Raw genomic sequence first — 22337 nt, forward strand, 5'->3', positions numbered from 1 at the left:
GTTCGTCGATGCGGTTGCCCGGATCGTCCGTCACGTTGATCAGCCGTTCGTAGATGATCCTCGCGCGCGCTTCGGCCGGGATGTTCGAGCGCAGGTCCGCGGTGGGTTCGCCAATCGTGTCGGGGGCCGGGCATAGGCGCCGCCGAGCGTCACCTCGCACGCGGCGCGTTCGACTGCCACGGCCCAGTGTATCGAGGGAAGTATGGTGACCGTGTTTCGGCCAACCTGTTTCTCAATTACGCGGCGAGCTGGTGCTCGTAGTAGGGCCGTTCGTGGTCGGCCAGGATCTCGCGCAGATGCGCGCGCCGGCTCGGATCCGGCGCGAGCCACGCGTCGACATTCGATGACTTGATCGGCACGATGCATCGGTCGTGGCCGGCCGCGGCGACTTCGGGCGGCGGATCGTCGGTGATCGCCGCAAACGACCAGAGGTCGCCTGCGCCGGGGATCACGGTGCGCGTCCACAAGCACGCAAGCTGCATGTGCTCAGGCGGTGTGGGATCGAAGCGCAGCACCACATCCTTGCCGTCGCGCTTTACGTGCTCGAAAAAGGCGTCGGCGAGCACGATGCCGTGCGTGAAGCCGAATACCCTGCGCCAGGCCGTCGAAAGGCTGCTGATTCTCGCGTTATATGCCCCCGGCTTTTCCTTCTCGTCCGCTTCGGTCCATCCCGGGATGCGGCATCGATATCGCATCGGGACGATCAAGCGCTTGCCTTCGAGTTCGATCAGCACTGGCGCGTACCAACCTGGGAAGATTCGCGAGTCGCCTTCCTGCAGATCGCGCCGGCGGAGATCGTCGAGCCCGCGCATTGCCGCGTCGATTTTGTTGGTCGAGATTCGGACTTCCTCGCTGGCCGCTTTTGTGACCTTCGCGGCAAGCTTCTTCTCGGCGGCCGCGAGACGCGCACGCTGCTTGAAAAGCTCGACTTCGAGCTCGCCGGCTCGACGAGCCTGGTATGTGGCGATCGCGGATGAGATCTGCTCGTCCCCGGCCGCCGCGAGTGCGGCATCAACAGCCTTCGGGATCTTGACGTCGTCGCCTGCCGCTCGCGCGAAGTACAGACGCCGGAAGGTCTCGATGTCCATGTCGGCACCGTAGCGCCGCACATACTCTCGGTAGTTGGCTTCAACCTTGGCGGAATAGCACATCGGAATCCCCATCAGAGGCATCACAAGTAGGGTACATCTGTTACAGCAGAAACGGGATCCACACCTTCCCGGCAATTCCCGCGCAAGCCATGCGCCGCGTATTCAGGGCTATCGCCGAAGTCGAGTCGCGAAGCAATGAGCAATCAAAGGCTTCGTTCCCCCGGACACTTGATTTATATCCCCAATGGGGATATAAACGACAGGGCCGAATTATGCCGGGCTCTAGCAAGGGGGGCGTGACTATTGCGCCGCTTACAGACCTGGATCCTACCGGGGCGAGGCAGGCCAAAGCCCCCCAATCTAAGCATGGAAAATCATGACCGCGACCGCAAACATGACGACAGAGGTGCAGGCCCGCGAGGCGGGACTTACCCGTGAGGTAATCGCATCAGCATTCGGACAAGACCTTAACCTGCTGATTTCCCCAGATGCAGACCTCGACAGGGAATTCGTGGCGTTCGACCTCGATGCGCTGGAGACAGTAGTGGTGAAAGGTTGGCTCGGCATATTCGAAGACGCTTAACGAGAGGGACGACACACACATGGTTGCGACGCTCTCCCGTCAGCACTATAAGCGCCTGCGGTTCTACTGGCAGGGTCGAGCCGACGGCGGTGCCGGAAAGACGGACGGGATCGACTTGGATCTCGCGGCCATTGGGCTGGTCGAGAGGTTCGAACGCCTAGGCGTTGGCATCTGCTTCCGCATCACACACGCGGGAGTGCAAGAGCTCGCCGCAGAAAAGGCGCGCGAAGTCGAACGGCGTCGGCCGCACCATACCCTCGCGGGTCGCTTGGCCCAGTGGCGTCGGGACCAAGGTCGGGTGACGTGGGAGAACATCGAACTGTCGGTGGATCGGGGACTTGGCGGCAAGCAGACAATTCGACCGGACGTGTTCTCGTTGGCGGTGACCTACGACGAGAGGCGAATCAACCCATGCGTAGATGAGGTGAAGGTGAGCCGCGCCGACTTTCTCGCCGACGTCGCGCGCCCGGACAAGCGATCAGGTTACGCGAAGGTCGCTGAGGTCGTCTACTACGTTGCTCCTGCGGGCCTGATCGACCCATCCGAAGTGCCAAGCGGGTGCGGGCTGCTGGTCGAGATCGCGTTAGGAAAGTTTGCGGTCGTAAAGCGGCCGAAGAAGCATAACGTTGCCCTCACCACGCACCACTTTATGAACCTCATTCTGAAGCCCGGCGAGTTCACCCCGGCTTGGTAAATCTATTTTCCTTTCGGTGGCCGGAAAGAAAGACGCGCAATGCGGTCCAGATTAATTCGGAAAACGAAGTGACTTTACATAATGGAATAGATCGATTTTTTCTGTGCACTCATCCGTAAGTCGGAGAGGGCATTGGCGGATCGTGCCGGGCCGCGACGGCTCGCGCATCAAAGGGGTACCTTTGATTTCTATGCTCTTTTCCGGTTTGATGCATTTATGCTTGGCAAGGCTCAGCCAGATACGGCAGTGCTTGGTCCGAAAGCGGTACTACGCCCGTAACCTTTTGAATCGGATCGTGCAGCTGCCGTTCGAGGCCGAGGGCGCTCATCCTGTAGTCGATGCTCTCTCGTTACTACGTGTGCTATATCGACGTCGCGCTTATCTCCTGCCCGACGGGGTCAATATCAGGCTTGGGCGCGCGTGGCGCGAGGCGATCGATGGTTACGATCGGCTGCGGGCCATGGTTGCTTTCGAGTGGGCCACCCTCTTTGCGCTCCGTGTCGCCCTGCGCAACGGCTCGGTTTTCATCGACCACAGCTTCTCGTTCAGAAGTCAGTCGCATATGCTGATCTCGGCCGAGCAGTGGAAGGCGAAGCGGAACAAGCACTATGGACACCTCGGCCTGCCCCAAGACCCGAACGAATTTCTCGGACCAATCCTTGAACAGCTCGAACAGCGCCTCGCACTACTCGATGATGCCGTGGTCAATGGTTCGATCCGTGTTGATACTGCTGTCCACCTCGACCCGATGGCTGCGCAGGATCCAGACCCACAAGCCGATCAACTTCGCCGTCAGATCTTCGAAGCTCATCCGCCAGGCCAATTTCCCGAGATCATCCTCGAGATCGATAGTGCTACACGCTTCAGTTGGACCCTGCTTGGACGCGAGCCGCGGTCGCGCACCGAGTTACTGATGGTGTATTCGGCGATCCTGGCTCACGGCACATCGCTGACGGCTGCTGATATTTCTCGGATGGTCCCGGAAGTGTCAACTGAGGCGATTCGTCAAATGATGAAGTGTCTCGCGGACGAACGAATGCTGCGTACAGCGGCCGACGCCGTCCTTGAATTCATGCACGAACACCCGATCGCCGCCCACTGGGGGCGAGCCGATCTAGCATCGTCCGACATGATGTCGCTGGAGACAACCCGGACGATTTGGCGAGCGCGTGCGGATCCACGTCGCCGGACTGCATCCATCGGGATGTACACGCATGTGCTAGATCGTTGGGGCATTTTCTACGACCAGCCAATCATCCTGAATGAGCGACAAGCAGGCGCAGCAATCGAGGGCATCGTCCGGCAAAGCGCCACCAAGGACATAGCTCAACTCGCCGTCGATACCCACGGTTACACCGATTTCGCGATGAGCGTGTCCCGGGCGCTTGGCTTTGATTTATGCCCTCGCCTGTCACACCTTCGTGACCGACGTCTTCACGTGCCTCGCAGTCAGGTTGTGCCGGCGCGGCTCGCAGGGGTCACGGATCGGGACGTCCGACTCGGCCTCATCGTTGACGTGTGGGACGAATTCGTGAGGATCGCCGCATCGATTCGCTCTGGCCAATGCACGGCTGTCGAAGCGATTGCGAGATTCGGATCTGCTGCTCGAGGGCAGGCTGTGTACGATGGCGGCGTTCACATCGGCCGCTTATTCAGAAGCATTTTTTTGATCGACTACTTCACCAATGCCTCTTTCCGGTCGGAGTTGCAACATGCCCTGAATCGGGGAGAAGCGGTGCATACCGTGCAACGCGCAATTCACATCGGTCGCATTCCGGTGGAGCTAGCTCGGCGCCAGGAATCGCTCGCGGCAGTGTCATCGGCGTTGACCCTGCTCTCGAACATCTTGATGGCCTGGAACACCACCCATATGCAACGCGCCCTGGAGAACATCGAAGCTAGCCGGGGGCAGCCGATCGCGACCGAGCAACTCCGGCGAATCGCCCCAACTCATATCGAAGGCATCAACTTGCGCGGCACCTTCAATTTTCCCGTGTCACTGTACGCAAAGCGGATCTTGCCGAGCATCGCGGCCGACAACCCCATTCCGTCAACCAGTCGGAGCGCCTAACGACAGGGTGTCCTGGCGCCGCCGGTCGGGGGAACTCTCATCCTCAATGCGGTCACGTCCGGAGATGCCCTCTGCTTCGTTAGCGAAGGATAGACACTAACCCATTGTTTTGTCGGAATAAATATTTAGGGCCGCAAGGCAAGTCCTTGCCAGGCCTAAAGACATCTAACCGGAAAAGCGCACGGAAATCAAAACCACCCCTGTCTACCATTCGCCAACGAAGCAGAGGGCGTCCCCGAACGCGGTGTCTCGAAGATGAGTGGCCCCTCGACCGGCAGTGCCAGTCGTGATAGCGCCCTAGGTCGACACTGCCGCCTCCGAAGACAATCACCGCTCTTCGCCCAAGGGGTAGACATTAACCCGTTGGTTTGTATCGATATTTATTTGGGGCCACACGGGGGAGCCTTATCAGGACTAAGGACATCCAACCGGAAGAATGCACGGGAGTCAAGGGCACCCCCTCTCCTGTTACGCGGCGTTCACCATTACGTCAATCGGCCGCTAACCCGCGGCACACAAGGCTCTTCCGCCTGAATTCCATCATCGAACCGAAAAAGTCCCAACTTTAGTGCAAATTCGTACCGACTGTTCTACGTTTGACAGTAAAGACGGCAACACGCGCAATTGCGGGACCAGCCTGCGGCGGCTCGGAATGCCGCGAGGTTCGAACGCGTGCTCAGAACACCGCTTTCGCATCCTGTACCAGCATGTCCGCGGCCTTCTCGCCGATCATGATGGTGGCGGCATTGGTCGCACCCGAGATCGGCAGCGGCATCACGGACGCATCGGCGACGCGCAGGCCCTGCACGCCGCGCACGCGCAGACGCGCATCGACCACCGCCATCGGGTCGCTGTCGGGCCCCATGCGCGCGGTGCCGGTCACCGCCGCGCTGGCGCGCAAACGCGAGAATCTCCTCGTCGGTGCGTACGTCCTTGCCGGGGAACATCTCGTCGACGTAGTACGGCGCGAACGGCTTGGCCTGCAATACGGCGCGCGCCATCTTCACCACGGCCACCATCGCGCGCTGGTCCGATTCGTCGGTCAGGTAGTTGGGTCGAACTTCGGGCAGCTCGTCGATGTTCGCGGAGCGCGCCCGGACACAGCCGCGACTGTCGGGGCGCTGCTTGTGGCCGCCCAGCGTCATGCCCGGACAGTGATCGAGCAGGCCTGGCAACCCTTCCTGATAGCTGCCGGGCGTGAACGAAACCTGCAGGTCGGGGCCCGCCAGCGACGGTTCGGAGCGAAAGAAGAAGCGCATCGGCACCGGGCCCAGGCTCAGGATGCTCGGCCGGCCGAGGAAATACCGGGCGATCTCCCGGGCAAGCGGCAGCCCGCGCCCGCGCTCGTTGATGGTCGCGACGTCCTTCACCTTGACGGCCACGCGCAGGTTGAAGTGATCGACGAGATTCGCGCCCACGCCGGGCAGGTCGACCTGCGGCTGCACGCCGATGGCGCGCAGGTGCGCGCTGTCGCCGATGCCGGAGATCTGCAGCAGGCGCGGCGTGTTCAGCGCACCCGCCGCGACGATCACCTCGCGCTCGGGTGCGCCGGTGCCGCCGGACCGATACCGCACGCCCACCGCGCGGCGGCCGTCTGCGCGCGCATGCGCGGCCACGGGCCTTCGTCGAACGCCTTGCGTGCAGCGGCTACCGCGAGCGCCACGCCACGCGTGCCGGCTTCGGCGAAGCTGGTCATGACCTCGTTCGTGCAGGGGTTGATCTGGTCGAAACGCGCATCGGGCCAGTCGAGCCACTGGCCGTCGATGAAGAGGCGGCCCGGGCTGACATTCAGCGCATCGAGCCGGGAAACGAGACTGAGCATGGGTTCAGAGAGGTAAGGGGGTTACTTCGGCACCCCGGTGAAGACGTAGTCGCCCTCCGGGTCCTTGCTGATCAACCCGAACGACGGCGAACAGAAATGCGTACAGGTAAACAGCGTGGCGCTGCCGTCGAGGCGTGACAGCAGCGTGTGCCGCGTGGCGGCCGATTGCGCGTTGTCGTAGTCCAGCACCAGCGCCATGTCCGGCCGGGCGACCTGCACCGGGTGATGCATCGCGTCGCCGCCGATGATGAATTTTTCCGTGCCCGCGTCGACCTCGATCGCGATGTGGCCGATCGAGTGCCCGGGCGTGGAGAACACCGAGATGCCGTCACCCAGGTCGGTGTCGTGGTCGATGAAGTTTGCGAGCCTCGCATCGACGACCGGCTTGATGGACTCATGAAACGAAATGTCCTGCGCCTCGTACATCGTGTCGTTCGGGTCGCCCTGTTGCGCAAACGCGTATTCCGTCTTGCCGAAGTGGTAGGTCGCGTTGGGAAAGGTGGGCAGCCACTGGCCGTCCTGCTTGTACGTGTTCCAGCCGACGTGATCGAAATGCAGGTGCGTGCACAGCACGTCGGTGACCGCGTGACGGTCGATGCCGGCCTGCTCCAGCGTCGCCAGGAATTCCAGCCGCAGATCGGCGAACGCGTCGAAGCCCGCGAGCTGCTTGTCGTTGCCGACACAGGTGTCGACCACCAGCACGCGCGTGCCGGTCGTGACGATGAAGCACTGGCTGACGGCGCGCATGCGGTATTCGTCGTCCACGTAGGGCGGCTTCATCCACGGTATGGACTTCATCAGGTCGGGTGTGGCCTCGGGCAGCAGCGTGCGCAGAATTCCGCTGATGTCCATCTCGACGATCTGCACGACTTCCGCGTGACCGATCCTGGAGTGAATGGTGCGCAGCAACGGCATGGCGCGTCTCCTTGTCATTTTTATATACGATATATTCCATCGAAGGGCAGGCCGACAGGGTTTCTCGACCGCCTGCCGATAGATCGACCATTGCACCACGGCGCACGCCGTTGCCCCGTCTTTTCCATCGCAACGTTTCGCCCTTCGAAACGGGGGGCCACGATGCCGGACGAAAAGCACGTGACACGCATCGCTCGCCTCCCCCGGAACAATGCGCGCGCCGCATTTCGGACAACGACGGGACGGGCTTCTGACAGGAAACCCTGAGTCTCCCGCACGCTCATGCCGCGCGGACACTTTGCGATGATCTTTTCGACGAACGCGGTGAGGCGCCTCTCGCCCCTGGCGATCAATAACGAATCGAAAGCGCCTTCACAGTCGTGCTGAATCTCGACGTCGGCAGGTCGTCGTCAGTCGCAACGCGCTTGTGGCTCGCGCCGTTGCGGTTGATTCGTTCTGCCAGCCGGCTTGGTGTGGCTCTTCTTGCAGCCCAAGTAGTAGGCCAACTCACTTCCCAGCGCACGCTCAAAGATCGCCTTCTCGAGCGCGACGAGCTGATCGTTAATCGCCGCCCGGTCCAGGGTGCTGATGGCTCGAAAATTCGCACTTTGACGATCGTGGATGTGTTCACGAAGGAGGCGTTGGCGATCGAAGTCGGGCAACGCTTGAAAGGCGAACACGTGGTGTCAGCATTGAACCGAATCGCCGCTCGGCGCGGCGCTCCGCGGCATCTGTTTGTCGACAATGGCAGCGAGTTCTCCGGGCGCCTGCTCGACATGTGGGCGTATCACTATCGCGCAAAAATCGACTTCAGCCGACCGGGTAAGCCGACGGACAACCGCCACATCGAGACGTTTAACGGATCATTCCGCGATGAGTGTTTGAACCTACATTGGTTCGAGACGTTGGGCGAAGCCAAAGCGATCGTCGAGGCCTGGCGCCGGGATTACAACGAGAGCCGTCCTCACTCTGCTCTCAAAGAGTTGGCACCAGCTGAATTCGCCCGTCAGCTGGTGCTTTCGGTGGGTCCGTCTGGACCCGAAACGCCGGAAAACCCGCTCTAGATCTGGTCCGGAAATCCCAAGCGGATCAACGAAAAACCAACCACTGTCAGATTTAGTCTAGTCCACCGCAAGTCAGGCGCTTGGATTCCTTCACGACAGAAGCCGCAATGTCGTCAAGCGATGTATTGGTGCTAACATTCGCCTATTGCTCGATGATCCTCGCCTAAGTTGGCTCCGATATTGGATCGGTTGCCACCGTGTGCAACCGTCTCATCGGCAATTTGCAGCTATTTGTTTCACAAGTTCGGCAACAAGGAAGGCACCCATGATTATGAGAAACATAACCAACGCTTATGTCCTTGTATAGACCGCGACAATCGGGGCGTTCAAGCCGTGTTGACTTGAACCTTGTGGCAACGCTTCAAGCGATTATGGATACTGGCAATGTGTCCAAAGCGGCCATCGCGCTCGGTGTGACGCAACCTGCTATCAGCCAGAGTCTCCGCAAGCTGCGAGAGCACTTTGGGGACGAGTTGTTTGTGCGTAGCGGAAATTCACTGAAACCGACTCCGCGCATGCTTGCACTGCAACCGGTCATAGCACGCCTTCTTTGCGATCTTGACATACTCTCTCGTCCCCCCGACGGTTTTGACCCCGCGACTGCCGAGCAGGAATTCATCGTTTGCCTGTCCGAAGTTGCAGAGTTTGCCGTTCTGCCGAGTGTCGCAGCCGAATTCGCACTGCATGCACCGCAATGCCGCATACGCGGGATACGGGTGCATCACTCTCAATTGCTGTCCATGCTCGAGCAAGGGGAAGTGGATCTTGCGGCCGGCAGCTTAGCAGGCGCGGCACCGTCACTGCGTCAGCAACGACTTGCCGAACATCGTGTCGTCTGCATGGTGTCAGCCCAAGGTAGATGGTCCGATACACAGCTTACCCTACAGGACTATATCGACGGGCGGCATGTGAGCGTACGCCGGATAGCCGACACTATAGATCCGATCTCTGAGCGTTTGCTGGCGGCTGGGATTCACCGGAACGCGGTGGCGACCGTCTCCAGCGATTTTGTCGCGGCCCAGACCATCGTCAAGACGGATGCGATCTGCACTGTGGGCGAGCCGGCCGGGCGGCAATTGGCGGCCTTATTCCCAGTCAAATTGCTGCCCGTACCTTTCAACGTTGGAACACTCACGGCCCGCATGATCTGGCACCAGCGGTTCCAACGCGATGCCAGCCACATATGGTTGCGCAAGCTGATAGAGACTGCTTATCGAAATTGGGCGTCGCCGAACGATTAAATCCTACCCCTGCGGTTAAGCGGAAAAGTGCCTGGGCACTCGCTTAGTCCAAGCTCCCAGTCGCCGCTCGTTAGTACGAATCAACCTGCGCCGATGAGTCCTCGTGCACGCGCAACAGCAAAGCACGGGTTCCCTGTTCACCGTTTGCGCAGAACCTTTCGAAGGTCCTGCCAGGATTTCTCAACTCCGTACGGGGACCAGTCAGCACTACCTGCCCCCAACGACGAAGTGGCCGAACGATGCTATGTTGATTTACGACGTCCTCACGTGACCTTGTTCCCTGGTTTCTCTATCGGACGTGTTGAAGTTCACGAGTTTAAACTTCGTTAAAGGTTTCAATCGACGTTCAAAGGGAAGCACCACGCGGTCGAGCTTGATCGGAACGGAAAGCGCTTGTACAACGACGACGAGGCCAAGCTGCGCGCCCTCATCTCTGAGCTCGAGACTCACGGTCGACTCCTGCTCGTCGTCGACTAGCCTTCCACCATCGCCGCGCTTCCAGTGGCTGCCGCCCACGCTGAAGGCATACTCGTCACCATCTGTTGGGAATGGCCATGTGCCGCATCGCTGATCTGCATGCCGGTGAAGCCAAGACCGATGCCTAGGCTGCGACTATTGCAGAAGCCGCTCTCCCGATGCCGCATACGCTGAGCTCGCGCCCGTCACCCGGCGCTCTGGCTCGTCGATCCGTGGCGAGCCCCCATCCAGGCGCGGCAACAAAATGCTCAAGCGCGTCTTGCTCCTCTCCGCCTTTGCGGCGTTTCGAGATCCAGTCTCACGAAACTATAACTCACGCAAGATCCAGCAGGGCAAGCGCCACAACCAGACACTCATCGTGCAGGCGCGGCGACGCGGCGACGTCGTGCTCACCATGCTGCGCGACGCCACCATTTACCAATCCAAGTCAGCGCCTAACGCTTGACGAACAACATAGGGGCACCGCCTGCTCCCACCTCCGCCCCACCAATTAAGCATGCGCCATAACTGATGCTTATTTTTTTCATAAGTCTCGGTGTCTTTCTAACTACCTGACTTGCGAATGTAATAGTCGCAACGACCGATGCGATGGCTGCGTACAAGGCCACCTACCCAGGAGACAGCCCATGAACGTTGCCATCTGCCGACGAGTTCCGACCTTTGAACAGACGTAATCGTCAGGCCATCACCTGATGACCGACGATCAATTGGGCTAATGCAACCATGTTGACGCAAACGAAACTCATCCGTTCCTTCCTTTTCGTTCCCGGTAACAAGCCGACCTGGATCGAGAAGTCCGTCGAATCCGGAGCCGACGCGCTGATCCTCGATCTCGAGGACAGCGTGCCGCCCGCACAGAAAGTCGAGGCGCGCGAAATTGTCCGTTCGAAGCTCGCGTGGCTCGCCGAGCAGAAGCAGCGTGTGTGGGTACGCATCAACCGCAGCGCGCACCTGTACGACTTCGACGACATCCTCGCAATTGTGAGCCCGGCGCTCGAAGGCGTCGTTATTTCGAAGCCGTGCGGGCCGGAAGACATCCACACCGTGTCGTCGATGCTGGCCGAGGCCGAGTACCGCGTCGGCGTCGAAGTCGGTCACACCAAGGTGATTCCGCTGCTGGAAACCGCCCGCTCGCTGCAACTCGCGTATGAAATCGCGCAGCACGACCGGGTGCCGGCGATCGTCGGCGCGACCGCGAAGAACGCCGACGTGGCGCGCGCACTGAAGACCGTCTGGTCGCTCGAAGGCCGCGAAACCCAGTTCCTGAAGTCGCGCATCGTGATGGCCGCGCGCGCCGCCGGCAAGCTGCCGATCGGCGGTGTGTGGCAGCAGGTGCACGACCTCGACGGGCTCAAGGTCTCGTCGGCAAACGACCGCCAGCTCGGCATGAGCGGCGAGCTGGTGCTGCATCCGTCGAACGTCGAGATCGTCAACCGCACCTACAGCCCGACCGAAGAAGAAGTCGCGTTCTACCAGGGCATGATCGACGCGCTCGACCAGGCCCAGGCGGAAGGCCGCGCGTCGTGCATTTATGACGGCGAGCACATCGACATCGCCCACGCGAAAACGGCACGCGAAATCATCGCGCTCGCGCAGTCGTTCAACCGCTGATTCCCCACCCGAATACGTCAGGAGACACAAAATGGCAGGCCTTTACTTCGAAGAATTCAAGCCCGGCATGGTGATCGAGCATGCGATCCGCCGCACGGTGACCGAGACCGACAACGTGCTGTTCTCGGCGATGACCTACAACTGCGCGCCGCTGCACATCGATGCGGAATACAGCAAGAACACGATGTACGGCCAGCGCCTCGTGAACAGCATGTTCCTGCTCGCGCTGGTGGCGGGCATCACCGTGTACGAAACGACGCTCGGCACGACACTGGGCAATCTCGGCTTCGGCGAAATTGCGTTCCCGAAGCCGACGTTCCATGGCGACACGATTCGCGTCGAGACCGAGATCCTCGAAACCCGGCTGTCGAAGAGCCGCAACGACTCCGGCATCGTCAAGTTCAAGCATGTGGCGAAGAACCAGCGCGACGAAATCGTGTGCACCGCGTTGCGCACCGGCCTGATGCTGCTGCGCCCCGCCAACAACGCCTGAATTCACCCCTACCGGAGAAGACGATGAACTATCAACTCAGCGACGACCAGCAGGCGATCGTCGACGCCGCGCAAAAGATCTGCGCGAAGTTTCCGCTCGAATACTGGCGCAACAAGGACAAGAACCACGAATTTCCGCATGAATTCTTCGACGCGGTCGCGAGCGGCGGCTGGCTCGGCATCTGCATGCCGGAAGAGTTTGGCGGCGCCAACCTGGGCGTGACCGAAGCCGCCCTCTTTCTTCGCGCCGCAGCCGAATGCGGCGGCCAGGCGGCGGCGTCCACCATCCACATGAACATCTTCGGCCTGCAGCCGGTCGTGCACTTCGGCTCGGAAGTGCAGAAGAAAGCGTGGCTGCCGCCGTTCACCCGCGGCGAGCACAAAGCGTGTTTCGCGGTGACCGAACCGGACACCGGCCTCGACACTACGAAGCTGAAGGTCGTCGCGAAGAAGCAGCCCGACGGCAACTACCTGATCTCGGGCAAGAAGGTCTTCATCTCGACCGCGCAGGTGGCCGACCACATGCTGATCCTCGCGCGCACCACGCCACTTGACCAGGTCAAGAAGCACAGCGAAGGGCTGAGCCTGTTTTACACGAAGCTCGACCGCAGATATGTCGCAATCCGCGAGATCGACAAGCTCGGCCGCGCGGCGGTCGATACGAACGAACTCTTCATCGACGACCTACCGGTGTCGAAGGACGAGTTGATCGGCGAAGAAGGCAAGGGCCTGAGCTACATCTTTCACGGGATGAACGCCGAACGCGTCTTCGTTGCCGCCGAGCAAGTCGGCATGGGTCGCGCCGTACTCAAGATTGCGACTCAATACGCGAAGGATCGCGTCGTGTTCGGTCGTCAGATCGGTCAGAACCAGGGCGTCCAGCATCCGCTGGCTCGCAACTGGGCCGAGCTGGAAGCGGCCAACCACATGATGCTGGCCGCCGCCGAACTCTACGACAAGGGGCTTTCCTGCGGCTCCGAGGCGAACGCCGCGAAGCTGCTCGCGTCCGAGGCCTGCATGCAGGCATGCCAGACCGCGATCCTTACGCATGGCGGCTTCGGCTACGCGAAGGAGTACCACGTCGAGCGGTTCATGCGGGAGGCGTGGATCGGCTACATCGCGCCCGTCACCCCGCAACTCATCCTGTCGAACATCGCCGAGCGCAAGCTCGGATTGCCCAAATCGTACTGACGAGCCGTGGGCAACCGTCGGTCCGACGATCGATGGTTGCCTACCTTCCAATAGAAAAGCCGGTCGATGACGCGAGCCCGCCGAAGAAAGAGCGGGCATCGGTCACACACAGGTTTTCCGGAGATAACGTATGTCGGTTACCAAACCATTGGCAGGCATCCGCGTCCTCGACCTGACCGTCGCGCTCGCGGGCCCCTATGGCTCCCTGTTGCTCGGTGGCCTGGGCGCTGAGGTCATTCGTGTCGAGCCCCCCTGTGGCGGCGACATCGCACGCAACAATCCCCCGTACATCGGCAAGGACGGCATCCACTTCGGTGTGAAGGGCGACGACGAAGTGTCGTTGACCACGCTCAACCGCGCGCGCAACAAGAAGAGCATCACGCTCGACCTGAAGTCCGAACAGGGTCGTGCGCTGTTCATGGAACTGGTCAAGGAATCCGACGTCGTCATCGAGAACGCGAGCGAAGGCGTCACGGCGCGACTAGGCGTGGACTACGAGCGTGTGCGCAAGGTCAACCCGAAGATCGTCTATGCATCGGTCAAGGCGTTTGGCGAGCCAAGCCCATACCCGAAGCTCAAGGGCATGGACATCATCGTCCAGGCGCTGTCCGGCATCATGGACGTGACCGGGTTCGCCGACGGTCCGCCCACCCGCATCGGGATTCCGATGGCCGACATGATCGCGCCGTTGTTCGCGGTGAACGGCATCCTCGCGGCGCTGATTCATCGAGGCAAGACGGGCGAAGGGCAACAGGTGCAGGTGTCCATGCTCGATTGCCTCGCGTCGTTGGTGGCCGAGGAACATTTCGACATCTTCCACGCGCATGGCTACCCCAAGCGTTCTGGCAACTTCCAGGACCGCCTGGTGCCGTTCGGCGTCTACCGCACGAAAGACGGTCACGTCGCACTCGTCGCGTTCCAGCCCGACTGGTTCCAGAACCTGACGGAAGCGATGGGACAACCCGAGCTGCTGAACGACCCGCGCTATGCCACGCGCGGCCCGCGCATGACACACGCAGCCGGGCTGAACACGCTCATCGAAGCGTGGACGCAGCAGCTCACCAGCGCCGAAGTCATCCACGAGTTGCAAGAGAAGCGCGGCGTTCCCGCCGCGAAAGTGCGCTCGCCCCAGGAGGTGCTGCATGACCCGGCGCTGCGGGAGCGTGGTGCGGTGGTCAGGCTGGAGCACCCTGGCCTCGCCGATGTCGACGCGATGGGCATGGGGCTGCCAATCAAGCTGTCCGGGACGCCCGTGCAGTTCGACCAGCCCGCGCAGGCGCTCGGTGCCGCCAACGACGAAATCTACCGGGGGCTGCTCAATCGCTCCGAAGCCGAGCTGTCGCAGTTGCGCAGGGACGGAGTGATCTGAGATGACTGATACGCGAACCCGCTCCGGTCCGCTCGCGGGCATCAAGGTGGTAGAAATCGCCGGCATCGGCCCCGGGCCGCTGGCCGCGATGTTCTTGGCCGACCTCGGCGCGACCGTCATCCGCGTCGATCGCAAGGCTCCGTCCGGCCTCGGCGCACCGCGCCCGGTGCAATTCGATCTCGGGCTGCGCAACCGCAAGTCGATTCGCGTCGACCTGAAGGATCCGGCAGCCGTCGAGATGCTGCTCGAACTGGTCGATGACGCCGACGCGCTGATCGAAGGGTTTCGCCCGGGCGTGATGGAACGCCTGGGCCTCGGGCCCGATGTGTGTCTCGCACGCAATCCGCGCCTCGTCTACGGCCGCGTGACCGGCTGGGGGCAGGACGGCCCGCTGTCGCACGTGGCCGGGCACGACCTGAACTACATCTCGATCACCGGCGCGCTGCACGCGATGGGCCGCGCCGGACAAGCGCCGACGCCCCCGCTCAACGTGCTCGGCGACTACGCTGGCGGCTCGCTGTACCTCGCGTTCGGGCTGCTCGCGGGCATCCTCGAAGCACGCGGTTCCGGTAAGGGCCAGGTGGTGGACGCCGCGATGGTGGACGGTGTCGTGTCGATCATGACGGTGATGATGGGCCTGCATGCCGCCGGGATGCTAGGCAAGGAACGCGGCACCAACCTGGTCGACACCGGCGCACACTTCTACGAGGTCTACGCGTGCGCCGATGGTAAGTACGTGAGTGTCGGCCCCATCGAAGGCAAGTTCTACCGGCTGCTGCTCGAACAGCTCGACCTGCAGAACCACCCGCTGCTGCAGGCGCAGATGGATCGCGTGCAGTGGCCGCAGGCCAAGCAAGTGTTGGCCGCAAAATTCAGCGAACGCACGCGCGACGAATGGGTGCAGCGGCTCGGTCATCTCGACGTGTGCGTGGCGCCCGTGCTCGACTTCGACGAAGCACCGCGCCACCCGCACGCGCAGGCACGCGGCATGTTCGTCGACGTAGACGGCGTGACGCACCCGGCGCCCGGCCCGCGCTTCTCTCGAACGCCGGCCGCGCGGCCCGAGGCGCCCGCAGTGTTGAGTACCAATAATGCAATCGCCGCGCTGCAAGACTGGTTGTCGGACGCACGCATCGAAGCCTATCACGCACAGCGGACGTTTATCTGACGTTGGCGAACGCACGACGGTCAGGATCGACGTAAGGACATTGTCACAGGTTCGACAAAACAGTATGCAATCTGTTTGACCTCGTCTTGAACGACGATATGAATTTACCGTTTTTCGCGTTATGTCCGTTTGGTGAGCGACAGAATACTTAAAAAATGAATCATTGTTAAGGAGGAGATATGAAGAACGTCACGAATGAAATGCCGCCTGTCGGCAGGTTGAACAACGTACTAGCAGCACAGGCCTCCCTTCAAACCAGGATCGACGGCCTTCGCTCGTGGTACGTCCTGATCATATTGATGCTTGCGTACTCGCTTGCATACATCGATCGCCAAATCCTGAACCTGCTGGTCGACCCGATCCGGCATTCGCTCGTTATTTCCGACACACAGCTTAGTCTTGTACAAGGAATCGCCTTCATTTCTGCGTATCTGCTCGCATCACCACTTTTCGGTCGACTCGTCGATATCACCAACCGGCGCAACATCCTGCTGATTGGAGTTTGTCTGTGGTCCATCTTCACGGCGTTATGCGGTACAGCCACGACGTTTGAAGGGTTGTTCCTCGCGCGCTTCGGCGTCGGGGCAAGCGAGGCATGCATGTTCCCGATCGCACTGTCGGTGATCGCAGACTGCTTTTCAGCAAAGCGGATGCCGCGTGCGATGAGCGTCTTCGTACTTGGACCATTACTCGGCGGCGGACTTTCGCTCGTTGCCGGCGGCCTTGTGATCTCGTTCGCCAGGGATGTCCGTCAGCAGTTTCCGATGCTGGCCGGATTCGAGACCTGGCAGCTTGCATTCATCGCGATTGGACTTCCGGGGCTGCTCTTCGCACTTCTTGTGCTGTTGACCGTACGTGAACCCATCCGTCGCAACATCGGCGGCAACAGGCCGGAAGAACGCCAATTCTCGGTTCGAGAATCAGCCTCGTTTCTTTGGGAGCGTCGTGGGTTCTACGTTCGGCTTTTCATTGGTGTCGGCATGCTGGCAATCGTCGTGCTTGGTATGCCGACATGGCTGCCGACGTATCTGATCCGTACGCACGGGATGCCCGCGGCCGTCGTCGGCTTCCGTTTCGGTTCGGTCGTGGTCACCTTTGGCATCGCCGGTGCATTGCTTGGACCACTAGTCGTTCGATGGCTCGAGCGGCGTGGTTACGAGGATGCCACACTACGGACTGCCGCAATCGCGATGGTTCCCATGTTGCTCTGCTGTGCGAGCATTCCGTTTGCGACCAGCGCAACATGTGTACTGGCAGCGGCGGCCGGCACGGTCTTTTTCTTTTCACTGCCTACCGGCTGCCTAGCGGCAGCCCTGCAATACGTTGCACCCAGCCGCATGCGCGGCACGGTCGGAGCACTCTACACGTTCTTCGCGCAGCTGATCGGCTTCGGGCTCGGCCCAACGTTGATTGCTATGGTCACGGACCGGGTGTATGGCAACCCGAAGATGGTAGGAAATTCGATCGGGATTATTTGCACGATTGCATCAGCACTGGCCGCTTGGCTTCTGCTTACCGCTCTCCCGCAATTTCGTCGATTGCTTGCCGAGGCACGCGCAGAGCGAGCTGACTGATCCTGCCAAGCCAAGGCCGCTGGCGGACACCAACATTTTTCGGTGCTCGCCAGGCCAGCTTGAACACATAGGGTCTTTGATTAGGGTCGACGAAACGGGACAAGAACGACTGGCCGAGCCAGCCGACGCCGCAAAGCAACTTACCGCCCGTATCGAACAATACCAGCTCGTCCGAAGCTTCAACAGCGCCATTGACCATCTACGGGCGAACCCGCTTCGCTCACGCTCTCGAAACCTGCACCCCAAGAGAAAGTGTCGAAAAGAACTGCAACAATGCGTCGCGACGACACTTGAATTTCAGGACAATCCGCCCGTGCTGGTTAGCTCCGACAATGTGAAACAGCGAGAGATCGGCCGCCTACACCAGATTCATATGCCCTGCCCCCGCACCCTCGTGCCGTTCACCTCCTCGACAAATTTGAGTATCGAAGTAAAGTCTGCGTCGCCAAGGCCTGCTTCTAACGCTGCGTGCCAGACGTCACGCGCACGCTCCAAAGCCGGCATCACACCTCCATCAGGCGCGCCTCCGCAAGGCCGAGCGCCATATCATTCCCGATCACGGTAAGCGCAGCGCCAAAGTCGAATTTCCCCGACACGGCCCGACTCATGATTCTCGAGCACGTGAAACGCTGGCCGGATCCCGAATCGATCAATCGCATCATCATGTCCACATCGAGCCCGGCTTTCTCCCCCATCGCAAGCCCTTCGGCACAGACCACCATGTTCGCCGCCATCACGACGTTGTTTACGATCTTCATGATCTGCGCCATGCCGGCGCGATCGCCCCTCGGAAACACTTCCTTGCCAATCATATCAAGCAGCGGCGACACTTTCGCAACCGTCGCCGGCATGGCTGATATCAACATGGCCAGCGTGCCGGCCGGCGCCGCGGCCGGGCCGCCGGAAACCGACGCATCAGCGATATCCATCCCGCGCTGCGCAAGGCCCGCGCCAATTCCTTCAATCGTGTCCTGGCCGATCGTCGACATCTCAACATAATCCCGGATCCCGGAACCGTGTACGACGCCGTGTGGACCGAGGCCGACCTCGTGCGAAGACAATGCTCGCCACGTCGGCGACCACTCGCAGCGAGCCATACGCGACGGCCCGCCATCGACGAACGGCGCTAGTGCATCTGCGGACGGATCGTACACATGTAGCCGACATGCGTGTCCCAGCAAACGCTCGGCCATGGGTGTCCCAATCTTCCCTAGCCCCAGGAAACCAATATCTTGGAGTGCCGTCATGACTACCTCAAACAAGGTGTGAATTCCAGATGAGACCGCATGCACCGCAACGGCGCTTCATCTCATCGTAGTGCGTCACGAATCCAGGCTGCGGTCTGCAGTCCCCCCTCTTGCGCCTTCGCTCAGATCAATCCAATCCCGAAAAAGCCGTGAATTAGGCCGTCGAAACGACATAGCGTGGTTTGCACGCCCGCCTCCGACAGACGGTGTGCATACGCGTCACCTTCGTCGCGCAGCCGATCGAACTCGGCGGTGACGACCAGTGCCGGTGGCAGTGCCGCCAGCGACGCGGCGCGCAGCGGGCACGCATACGGGTTGGATGAGCCATCCGCGTTCGCAAGGTAGTCGTCCCAGAAACGAACCATCGCCGCGCGCGTCCCGAATACGCAATGCGCCCACCGCGGCCAGGTTGCCGCCGGCACTGTCGCCCGTCACGACGATGCGCGATGGGTCGATCGACAGTGCATCGGCGTTCCGTTCGATCCATCGCACGGTGTCGAGACACTCGGCGACCGCAGCAGGAAACTGATGCTCAGGCGCCAGCCGGTAATCGATTGAGATCACGGCACTGCTGCCACCGGCGCACAGGTCGCGGCAACCGTGATCGTGCGTGTGCGATCACGAAGCCACCACCATGGAAAAACACCGTAACGCTATGACTCTGAGCGTCACGCGGCTGATATACGAGCGCAGCCAGCACGCGACCGGGCAGCGGGATGGCGATATCGACTGACTCCCCACCGCCGTGCGCCACTCAAGCGGCGGATACGCGTGTCACGGTTCGCCGCTATAGAGCCAATCCGTGATCGCCGTAAAGGCGCCACGTGATGATCGGCTCATAGGCGCCCGCAGCGGCCGGTCGCAGGCGCGGTTCGAACTTTCCAAGTCGGTACGCTCTGTTCTTTTTGAGCGGAGCGTCCATGGCCAATCGGAGGTCCGGAGTGTTTGAGTACCGCGAAGTCCTTGTCCGCATGCAGCAAGGCGATTCCGACCGCGACATCGCACGCGGCGGCTTGATGGGACGCAAGAAGTTGACGAGCGTGCGCCGCGAAGCCAAGGCGCGCGGCTGGCTGGACCCGACACCGCCGCTGCCGGATGACACCGAGATTGCGGGCGCCATCGGTCGCACACCGCAACTGCCCTACACCTGTGTGTCGGCGGTTGAGCCGTTTCGCGAGCAAATCCGCGCCTGGTATCCCGCGGGCGTCCAAGACACCACGATCCAAGCCGCACTTCAGCGTAACCACGGCTACACGGACAGCTATTCGGCAGTCCGGCGTGCCCTGCAGCACTTGGCCGCCGAGCGCGGTGTGGCGACCACGACGATTCTCGACTTAGAGACGGTTTCAAAAAGACGCGTAGCTACTGTTAACTTTTCTCTTGACCTGTTAACCTAAGCTCTTGACCTGTTAACCTGAGCCGTCGTGACAACGGGATCAGGAAGATGGGCAAGCCGATCATTGACGACGAGTTGTGGAAACTCATCGAGCCACTTCTACCGCCTGCCAAGCCCCGTCGGTTCAAGTACCCGGGCCGCAAGCCCGTGCCGAATCGCGCAGCGCTGACGGGCATTCTGTTCGTGCTGAAGACCGGCATTCGCTGGCGCGATCTTCCTGCGGAAATGGGATGTGGCTCGGGCGTGAGTTGCTGGCGACGGCTGCGGGACTGGCAAGAGGCTGGCGTTTGGGATGCATTGCACGCGTTGCTGCTGACCAAACTACGCGCGGCAAACCAGATCGACTTCTCACGTGTGGTCGTCGACTCCTCGTCGATTCGAGCGGTTGGGGCGGGCGAAAAACTGGCCCGAACCCCACCGATCGAGCGCGACTCGGTTCCAAACACCACCTCGCCACCGACGCCAACGGCACGCCGATCGCGGCAATCTTGACCGGAGCCAACCGCAATGACGTCACGCAACTGATCCCCCTGATCGAGGCGATCGCGCCGATCAAAGGCGTTCGCGGTCGGCCACTGAGCCGGCCCAAACGCGTCTATGCGGATCGAGGCTACGATCACGACAAGTACCGGCGCATCCTGCACGAGCGAGGCATTCCCACCAGCATTGCCCGACGCGGACAACCACACGGCAGCGGGCTTGGGAAGGTTCGATGGGTCGTTGAGCGCACGCATGCCTGGATGCACCACTTTCGACGTCTCCGTATCCGATTCGAACGGCGTGCCGACATTCATGAAGCGTTCCTCAAACTCGGTTGCTCCATGATCTGCTGGAACACTTTGCAGCGGGCTCAGCAGTCTTTATGAAACCGTCTCTTAGCCCCGGCCGACGCCGCGCAGATCGACTTCGGGGCGGGTCCCGTGCTGACGGTCGTGGGCATAGCGGTCCGGACGTGGATCTTCGTGATGACGTTGTGCTGGTCGCGTCACCAGTACGCCGAGATCGTCCTCGACCAGACCGTCGAGACGTGGCTCGCCTGCCATCGGCGTGCCTTCGAATGGTTCGGCGGCTGTCCAGGCCGGGTCATCATCGATAACGCGAAGTGCGCGATCATCCGGGCGTACCGATACGAACCGGCGGTGCAACACTCGCACGCCGCGCTCGCCGAAGGATATGGATTCCGGATCGACGCCTGTCCGCCCTACGATCTCCAGCAGAAAGGCATCGTCGAGTCGGGCGTCAAATACGTCAAGAAGTCCTTCGTGCCGCTGCGCTAGTTCCGGGTCTGGCTGACGCCAACCGGCAACTGCGCGAGTGGTGCATGCAGCAGGCCGACACGCGCATCCACGGCACCGTTCACGAACGGCCGCTGACGCGCTTCGGCGTCGAGCGCCAGTTGCTCGCGGCGTTGCCGGACGTGCCGGCGGTACTGTCGGTCTGGAAGGAAGTGGCAGTCCATCGCGACGGCCACGTCGTCTACAAGCACGCGCTGTACTCGGCACCGTTTACGCTCGTCGGCAAGTTGCTCTGGCTGAAGGCGACCGATACGGTCATCCAGCTGTTCCATCGGCAAGAGCTCGTCGCGACCCCGCCGGGGCAGCGCGCCGGCAGCCGCCACACGGTGCGAGATCATCAACTGCCCAAAGCGCAGGCCTGGCTCGAGCACGATCCGCAGTGGTGTCTCGCGCGCGCAAAGGATATCGGGCCGTCGTGCCACGGCCTGATCCTCGCGCTGTTCAACGACAAGGTGCTCGTCAACCTGCGCGGCGCGCAGGGTCTCATCCGGTTGCGGCAGAATGTCGGCGATCTGCGTCTGGAGGCGGCCTGTGAGCGGGCTCGCGGTCAGCAGCCCGAAGTACAGCACCATCAAGGGCATCCTCGACTAGGGCTTGGACAGCGAACCCGTGCCGCGTCCCGCGTCGGCCCCGACTGTCGCTTACCAGAACGGCGGCCGTTTCGGCCGTGCTCTCCAATCCCTGCTGATCCATTGACACCATGAATCCGAGTACTGAACTGAATTCCATCATTAAACAGCTCCGCCTGTCCGGCGTCCCCGACACGCTCGAGCGGCGCAACCGTCAGGCAATCGATGGGCAGCTCGCTTACACCGAGTTCCTCGCGATGCTGCTGCATGACGAAGTCGCGCGTCGCAAACACAAGAAGCATTTTCATCGGTGCGACGCGTCTGTGTTGTTTTTTCAGGGTACTGCATGGCTTGTCTCCAATGTTTTCATCCCGCCCCGTCTCCTATCGAAAATCCACACGCTTATCGCCAGCAATCGCGAGCGACAAGCTAACCCGTGCTTTGAAAGTCCATGCAACAGGCAGCGC

General features: G+C 61.2%; 16 protein-coding genes and 9 pseudogenes. 17 read left to right on the forward strand and 8 right to left on the reverse strand.

Going from position 1 to position 22337, the window contains the following annotated elements:
• Positions 1 to 10 precede the first annotated feature (10 nt).
• Positions 11 to 121: pseudogene (locus WS57_RS36650) on the reverse strand (manganese catalase family protein); the annotation flags it as partial.
• A gap of 115 nt (positions 122 to 236) precedes the next feature.
• A complete protein-coding gene (locus WS57_RS34850; protein ID WP_059516586.1) occupies positions 237 to 1151 on the reverse strand; it encodes an SOS response-associated peptidase family protein in 915 nt (304 codons plus the stop codon).
• 316 nt (positions 1152 to 1467) lie between these two features.
• Here WS57_RS34850 and WS57_RS34855 point away from each other — a divergent pair, with 316 nt between their 5' ends.
• The 3 genes and pseudogenes from WS57_RS34855 to WS57_RS34865 all read left to right on the forward strand — a co-directional run.
• Positions 1468 to 1674 carry a hypothetical protein gene (locus WS57_RS34855; RefSeq protein WP_059516464.1) on the forward strand — a complete coding sequence of 69 codons (207 nt, stop codon included), beginning with the start codon at positions 1468 to 1470 and terminating at the stop codon, positions 1672 to 1674.
• Between the two features lie 19 nt (positions 1675 to 1693).
• Entirely contained in the window at positions 1694 to 2368 is a 675-nt protein-coding gene (locus WS57_RS34860) for a hypothetical protein (RefSeq protein ID WP_059516463.1), read from the forward strand.
• A 223-nt stretch (positions 2369 to 2591) separates the two neighbouring features.
• Positions 2592 to 4439, forward strand: a pseudogene (locus WS57_RS34865) (Tn3 family transposase); the annotation flags it as partial.
• A 676-nt stretch (positions 4440 to 5115) separates the two neighbouring features.
• Here WS57_RS34865 and WS57_RS37795 read toward each other — a convergent pair.
• From WS57_RS37795 to WS57_RS38150, 4 genes and pseudogenes are all read right to left on the reverse strand, one after another.
• Positions 5116 to 6055: pseudogene (locus WS57_RS37795) on the reverse strand (GMC family oxidoreductase).
• Positions 5968 to 6261: an aldehyde dehydrogenase family protein gene (locus WS57_RS34875; RefSeq protein WP_059516459.1), complete on the reverse strand. Its 294-nt coding sequence runs from the start codon at positions 6259 to 6261 to the stop codon at positions 5968 to 5970. Before WS57_RS34875 ends, WS57_RS37795 begins: the two are co-directional and overlap by 88 nt.
• Before the next feature lie 21 nt (positions 6262 to 6282).
• Positions 6283 to 7176, reverse strand: coding sequence for an MBL fold metallo-hydrolase (locus tag WS57_RS34880; RefSeq protein WP_059516457.1), 894 nt, complete (start codon positions 7174 to 7176; stop codon positions 6283 to 6285).
• A 248-nt stretch (positions 7177 to 7424) separates the two neighbouring features.
• A pseudogene (locus tag WS57_RS38150) lies at positions 7425 to 7760 on the reverse strand (transposase); the annotation flags it as partial.
• On the opposite strand from WS57_RS38150, the pseudogene WS57_RS34885 reads away from it, so the two are divergent.
• The 9 genes and pseudogenes from WS57_RS34885 to WS57_RS34925 all read left to right on the forward strand — a co-directional run.
• Positions 7692 to 8240 (forward strand): annotated as a pseudogene (locus tag WS57_RS34885) (integrase core domain-containing protein); the annotation flags it as partial. The pseudogenes WS57_RS38150 and WS57_RS34885 sit on opposite strands and share 69 nt — an antisense overlap.
• A gap of 293 nt (positions 8241 to 8533) precedes the next feature.
• Positions 8534 to 9481 carry a LysR family transcriptional regulator gene (locus WS57_RS34890; RefSeq protein WP_059516455.1) on the forward strand — a complete coding sequence of 316 codons (948 nt, stop codon included), beginning with the start codon at positions 8534 to 8536 and terminating at the stop codon, positions 9479 to 9481.
• Between the two features lie 348 nt (positions 9482 to 9829).
• Positions 9830 to 10403, forward strand: a pseudogene (locus WS57_RS34895) (IS110 family transposase); the annotation flags it as partial.
• A 278-nt stretch (positions 10404 to 10681) separates the two neighbouring features.
• A complete protein-coding gene (locus tag WS57_RS34900; protein ID WP_059516453.1) occupies positions 10682 to 11569 on the forward strand; it encodes an HpcH/HpaI aldolase/citrate lyase family protein in 888 nt (295 codons plus the stop codon).
• A gap of 31 nt (positions 11570 to 11600) precedes the next feature.
• Positions 11601 to 12062: a MaoC family dehydratase gene (locus WS57_RS34905; RefSeq protein ID WP_059516451.1), complete on the forward strand. Its 462-nt coding sequence runs from the start codon at positions 11601 to 11603 to the stop codon at positions 12060 to 12062.
• A 23-nt stretch (positions 12063 to 12085) separates the two neighbouring features.
• Positions 12086 to 13252 carry an acyl-CoA dehydrogenase family protein gene (locus WS57_RS34910; RefSeq protein ID WP_059516449.1) on the forward strand — a complete coding sequence of 389 codons (1167 nt, stop codon included), beginning with the start codon at positions 12086 to 12088 and terminating at the stop codon, positions 13250 to 13252.
• Between the two features lie 130 nt (positions 13253 to 13382).
• The gene (locus WS57_RS34915; protein WP_059516447.1) at positions 13383 to 14621 is read left to right on the forward strand and encodes a CaiB/BaiF CoA transferase family protein; all 1239 of its coding nucleotides are present in this window, start codon (positions 13383 to 13385) and stop codon (positions 14619 to 14621) included.
• 1 nt (position 14622) lies between these two features.
• Positions 14623 to 15789, forward strand: a complete 1167-nt coding sequence (locus WS57_RS34920; protein ID WP_059516445.1) for a CaiB/BaiF CoA transferase family protein — start codon at positions 14623 to 14625, stop codon at positions 15787 to 15789.
• Between the two features lie 179 nt (positions 15790 to 15968).
• Positions 15969 to 17363 carry an MFS transporter gene (locus tag WS57_RS34925; RefSeq protein WP_059516440.1) on the forward strand — a complete coding sequence of 465 codons (1395 nt, stop codon included), beginning with the start codon at positions 15969 to 15971 and terminating at the stop codon, positions 17361 to 17363.
• A 503-nt stretch (positions 17364 to 17866) separates the two neighbouring features.
• Here the strand turns inward: WS57_RS34925 and WS57_RS34930 are convergent.
• A complete protein-coding gene (locus WS57_RS34930) occupies positions 17867 to 18610 on the reverse strand; it encodes an NAD(P)-dependent oxidoreductase (protein ID WP_335645812.1) in 744 nt (247 codons plus the stop codon).
• A gap of 122 nt (positions 18611 to 18732) precedes the next feature.
• Positions 18733 to 19174: pseudogene (locus WS57_RS38405) on the reverse strand (alpha/beta hydrolase fold domain-containing protein).
• A gap of 377 nt (positions 19175 to 19551) precedes the next feature.
• On the opposite strand from WS57_RS38405, the gene WS57_RS34940 reads away from it, so the two are divergent.
• The 5 genes and pseudogenes from WS57_RS34940 to WS57_RS36665 form a co-directional block, all read left to right on the forward strand.
• Complete coding sequence (locus WS57_RS34940) at positions 19552 to 20007, forward strand: hypothetical protein (protein WP_230945552.1); 456 nt, start codon at positions 19552 to 19554, stop codon at positions 20005 to 20007.
• A 47-nt stretch (positions 20008 to 20054) separates the two neighbouring features.
• Positions 20055 to 20872 (forward strand): IS5 family transposase gene (locus WS57_RS36660; protein ID WP_155741186.1). Its coding sequence is split into 2 segments (ribosomal slippage): positions 20055 to 20403 and positions 20403 to 20872, totalling 819 coding nucleotides; the frame shifts between segments, so codons are not numbered across the junction.
• Positions 20873 to 20902: 30 nt separating this feature from the next.
• A pseudogene (locus WS57_RS38410) lies at positions 20903 to 21283 on the forward strand (DDE-type integrase/transposase/recombinase); the annotation flags it as partial.
• Between the two features lie 44 nt (positions 21284 to 21327).
• Positions 21328 to 22005, forward strand: coding sequence for a Mu transposase domain-containing protein (locus tag WS57_RS38415; protein WP_419468981.1), 678 nt, complete (start codon positions 21328 to 21330; stop codon positions 22003 to 22005).
• Positions 22002 to 22169 (forward strand): annotated as a pseudogene (locus WS57_RS36665) (ATP-binding protein); the annotation flags it as partial. The gene WS57_RS38415 and the pseudogene WS57_RS36665, both read left to right, overlap by 4 nt.
• Between the last annotated feature and the right edge of the window lie 168 nt (positions 22170 to 22337).

This window comes from Burkholderia pseudomultivorans (assembly GCF_001718415.1).
Classification (GTDB): Bacteria; Pseudomonadota; Gammaproteobacteria; order Burkholderiales; family Burkholderiaceae; genus Burkholderia; species Burkholderia pseudomultivorans_A.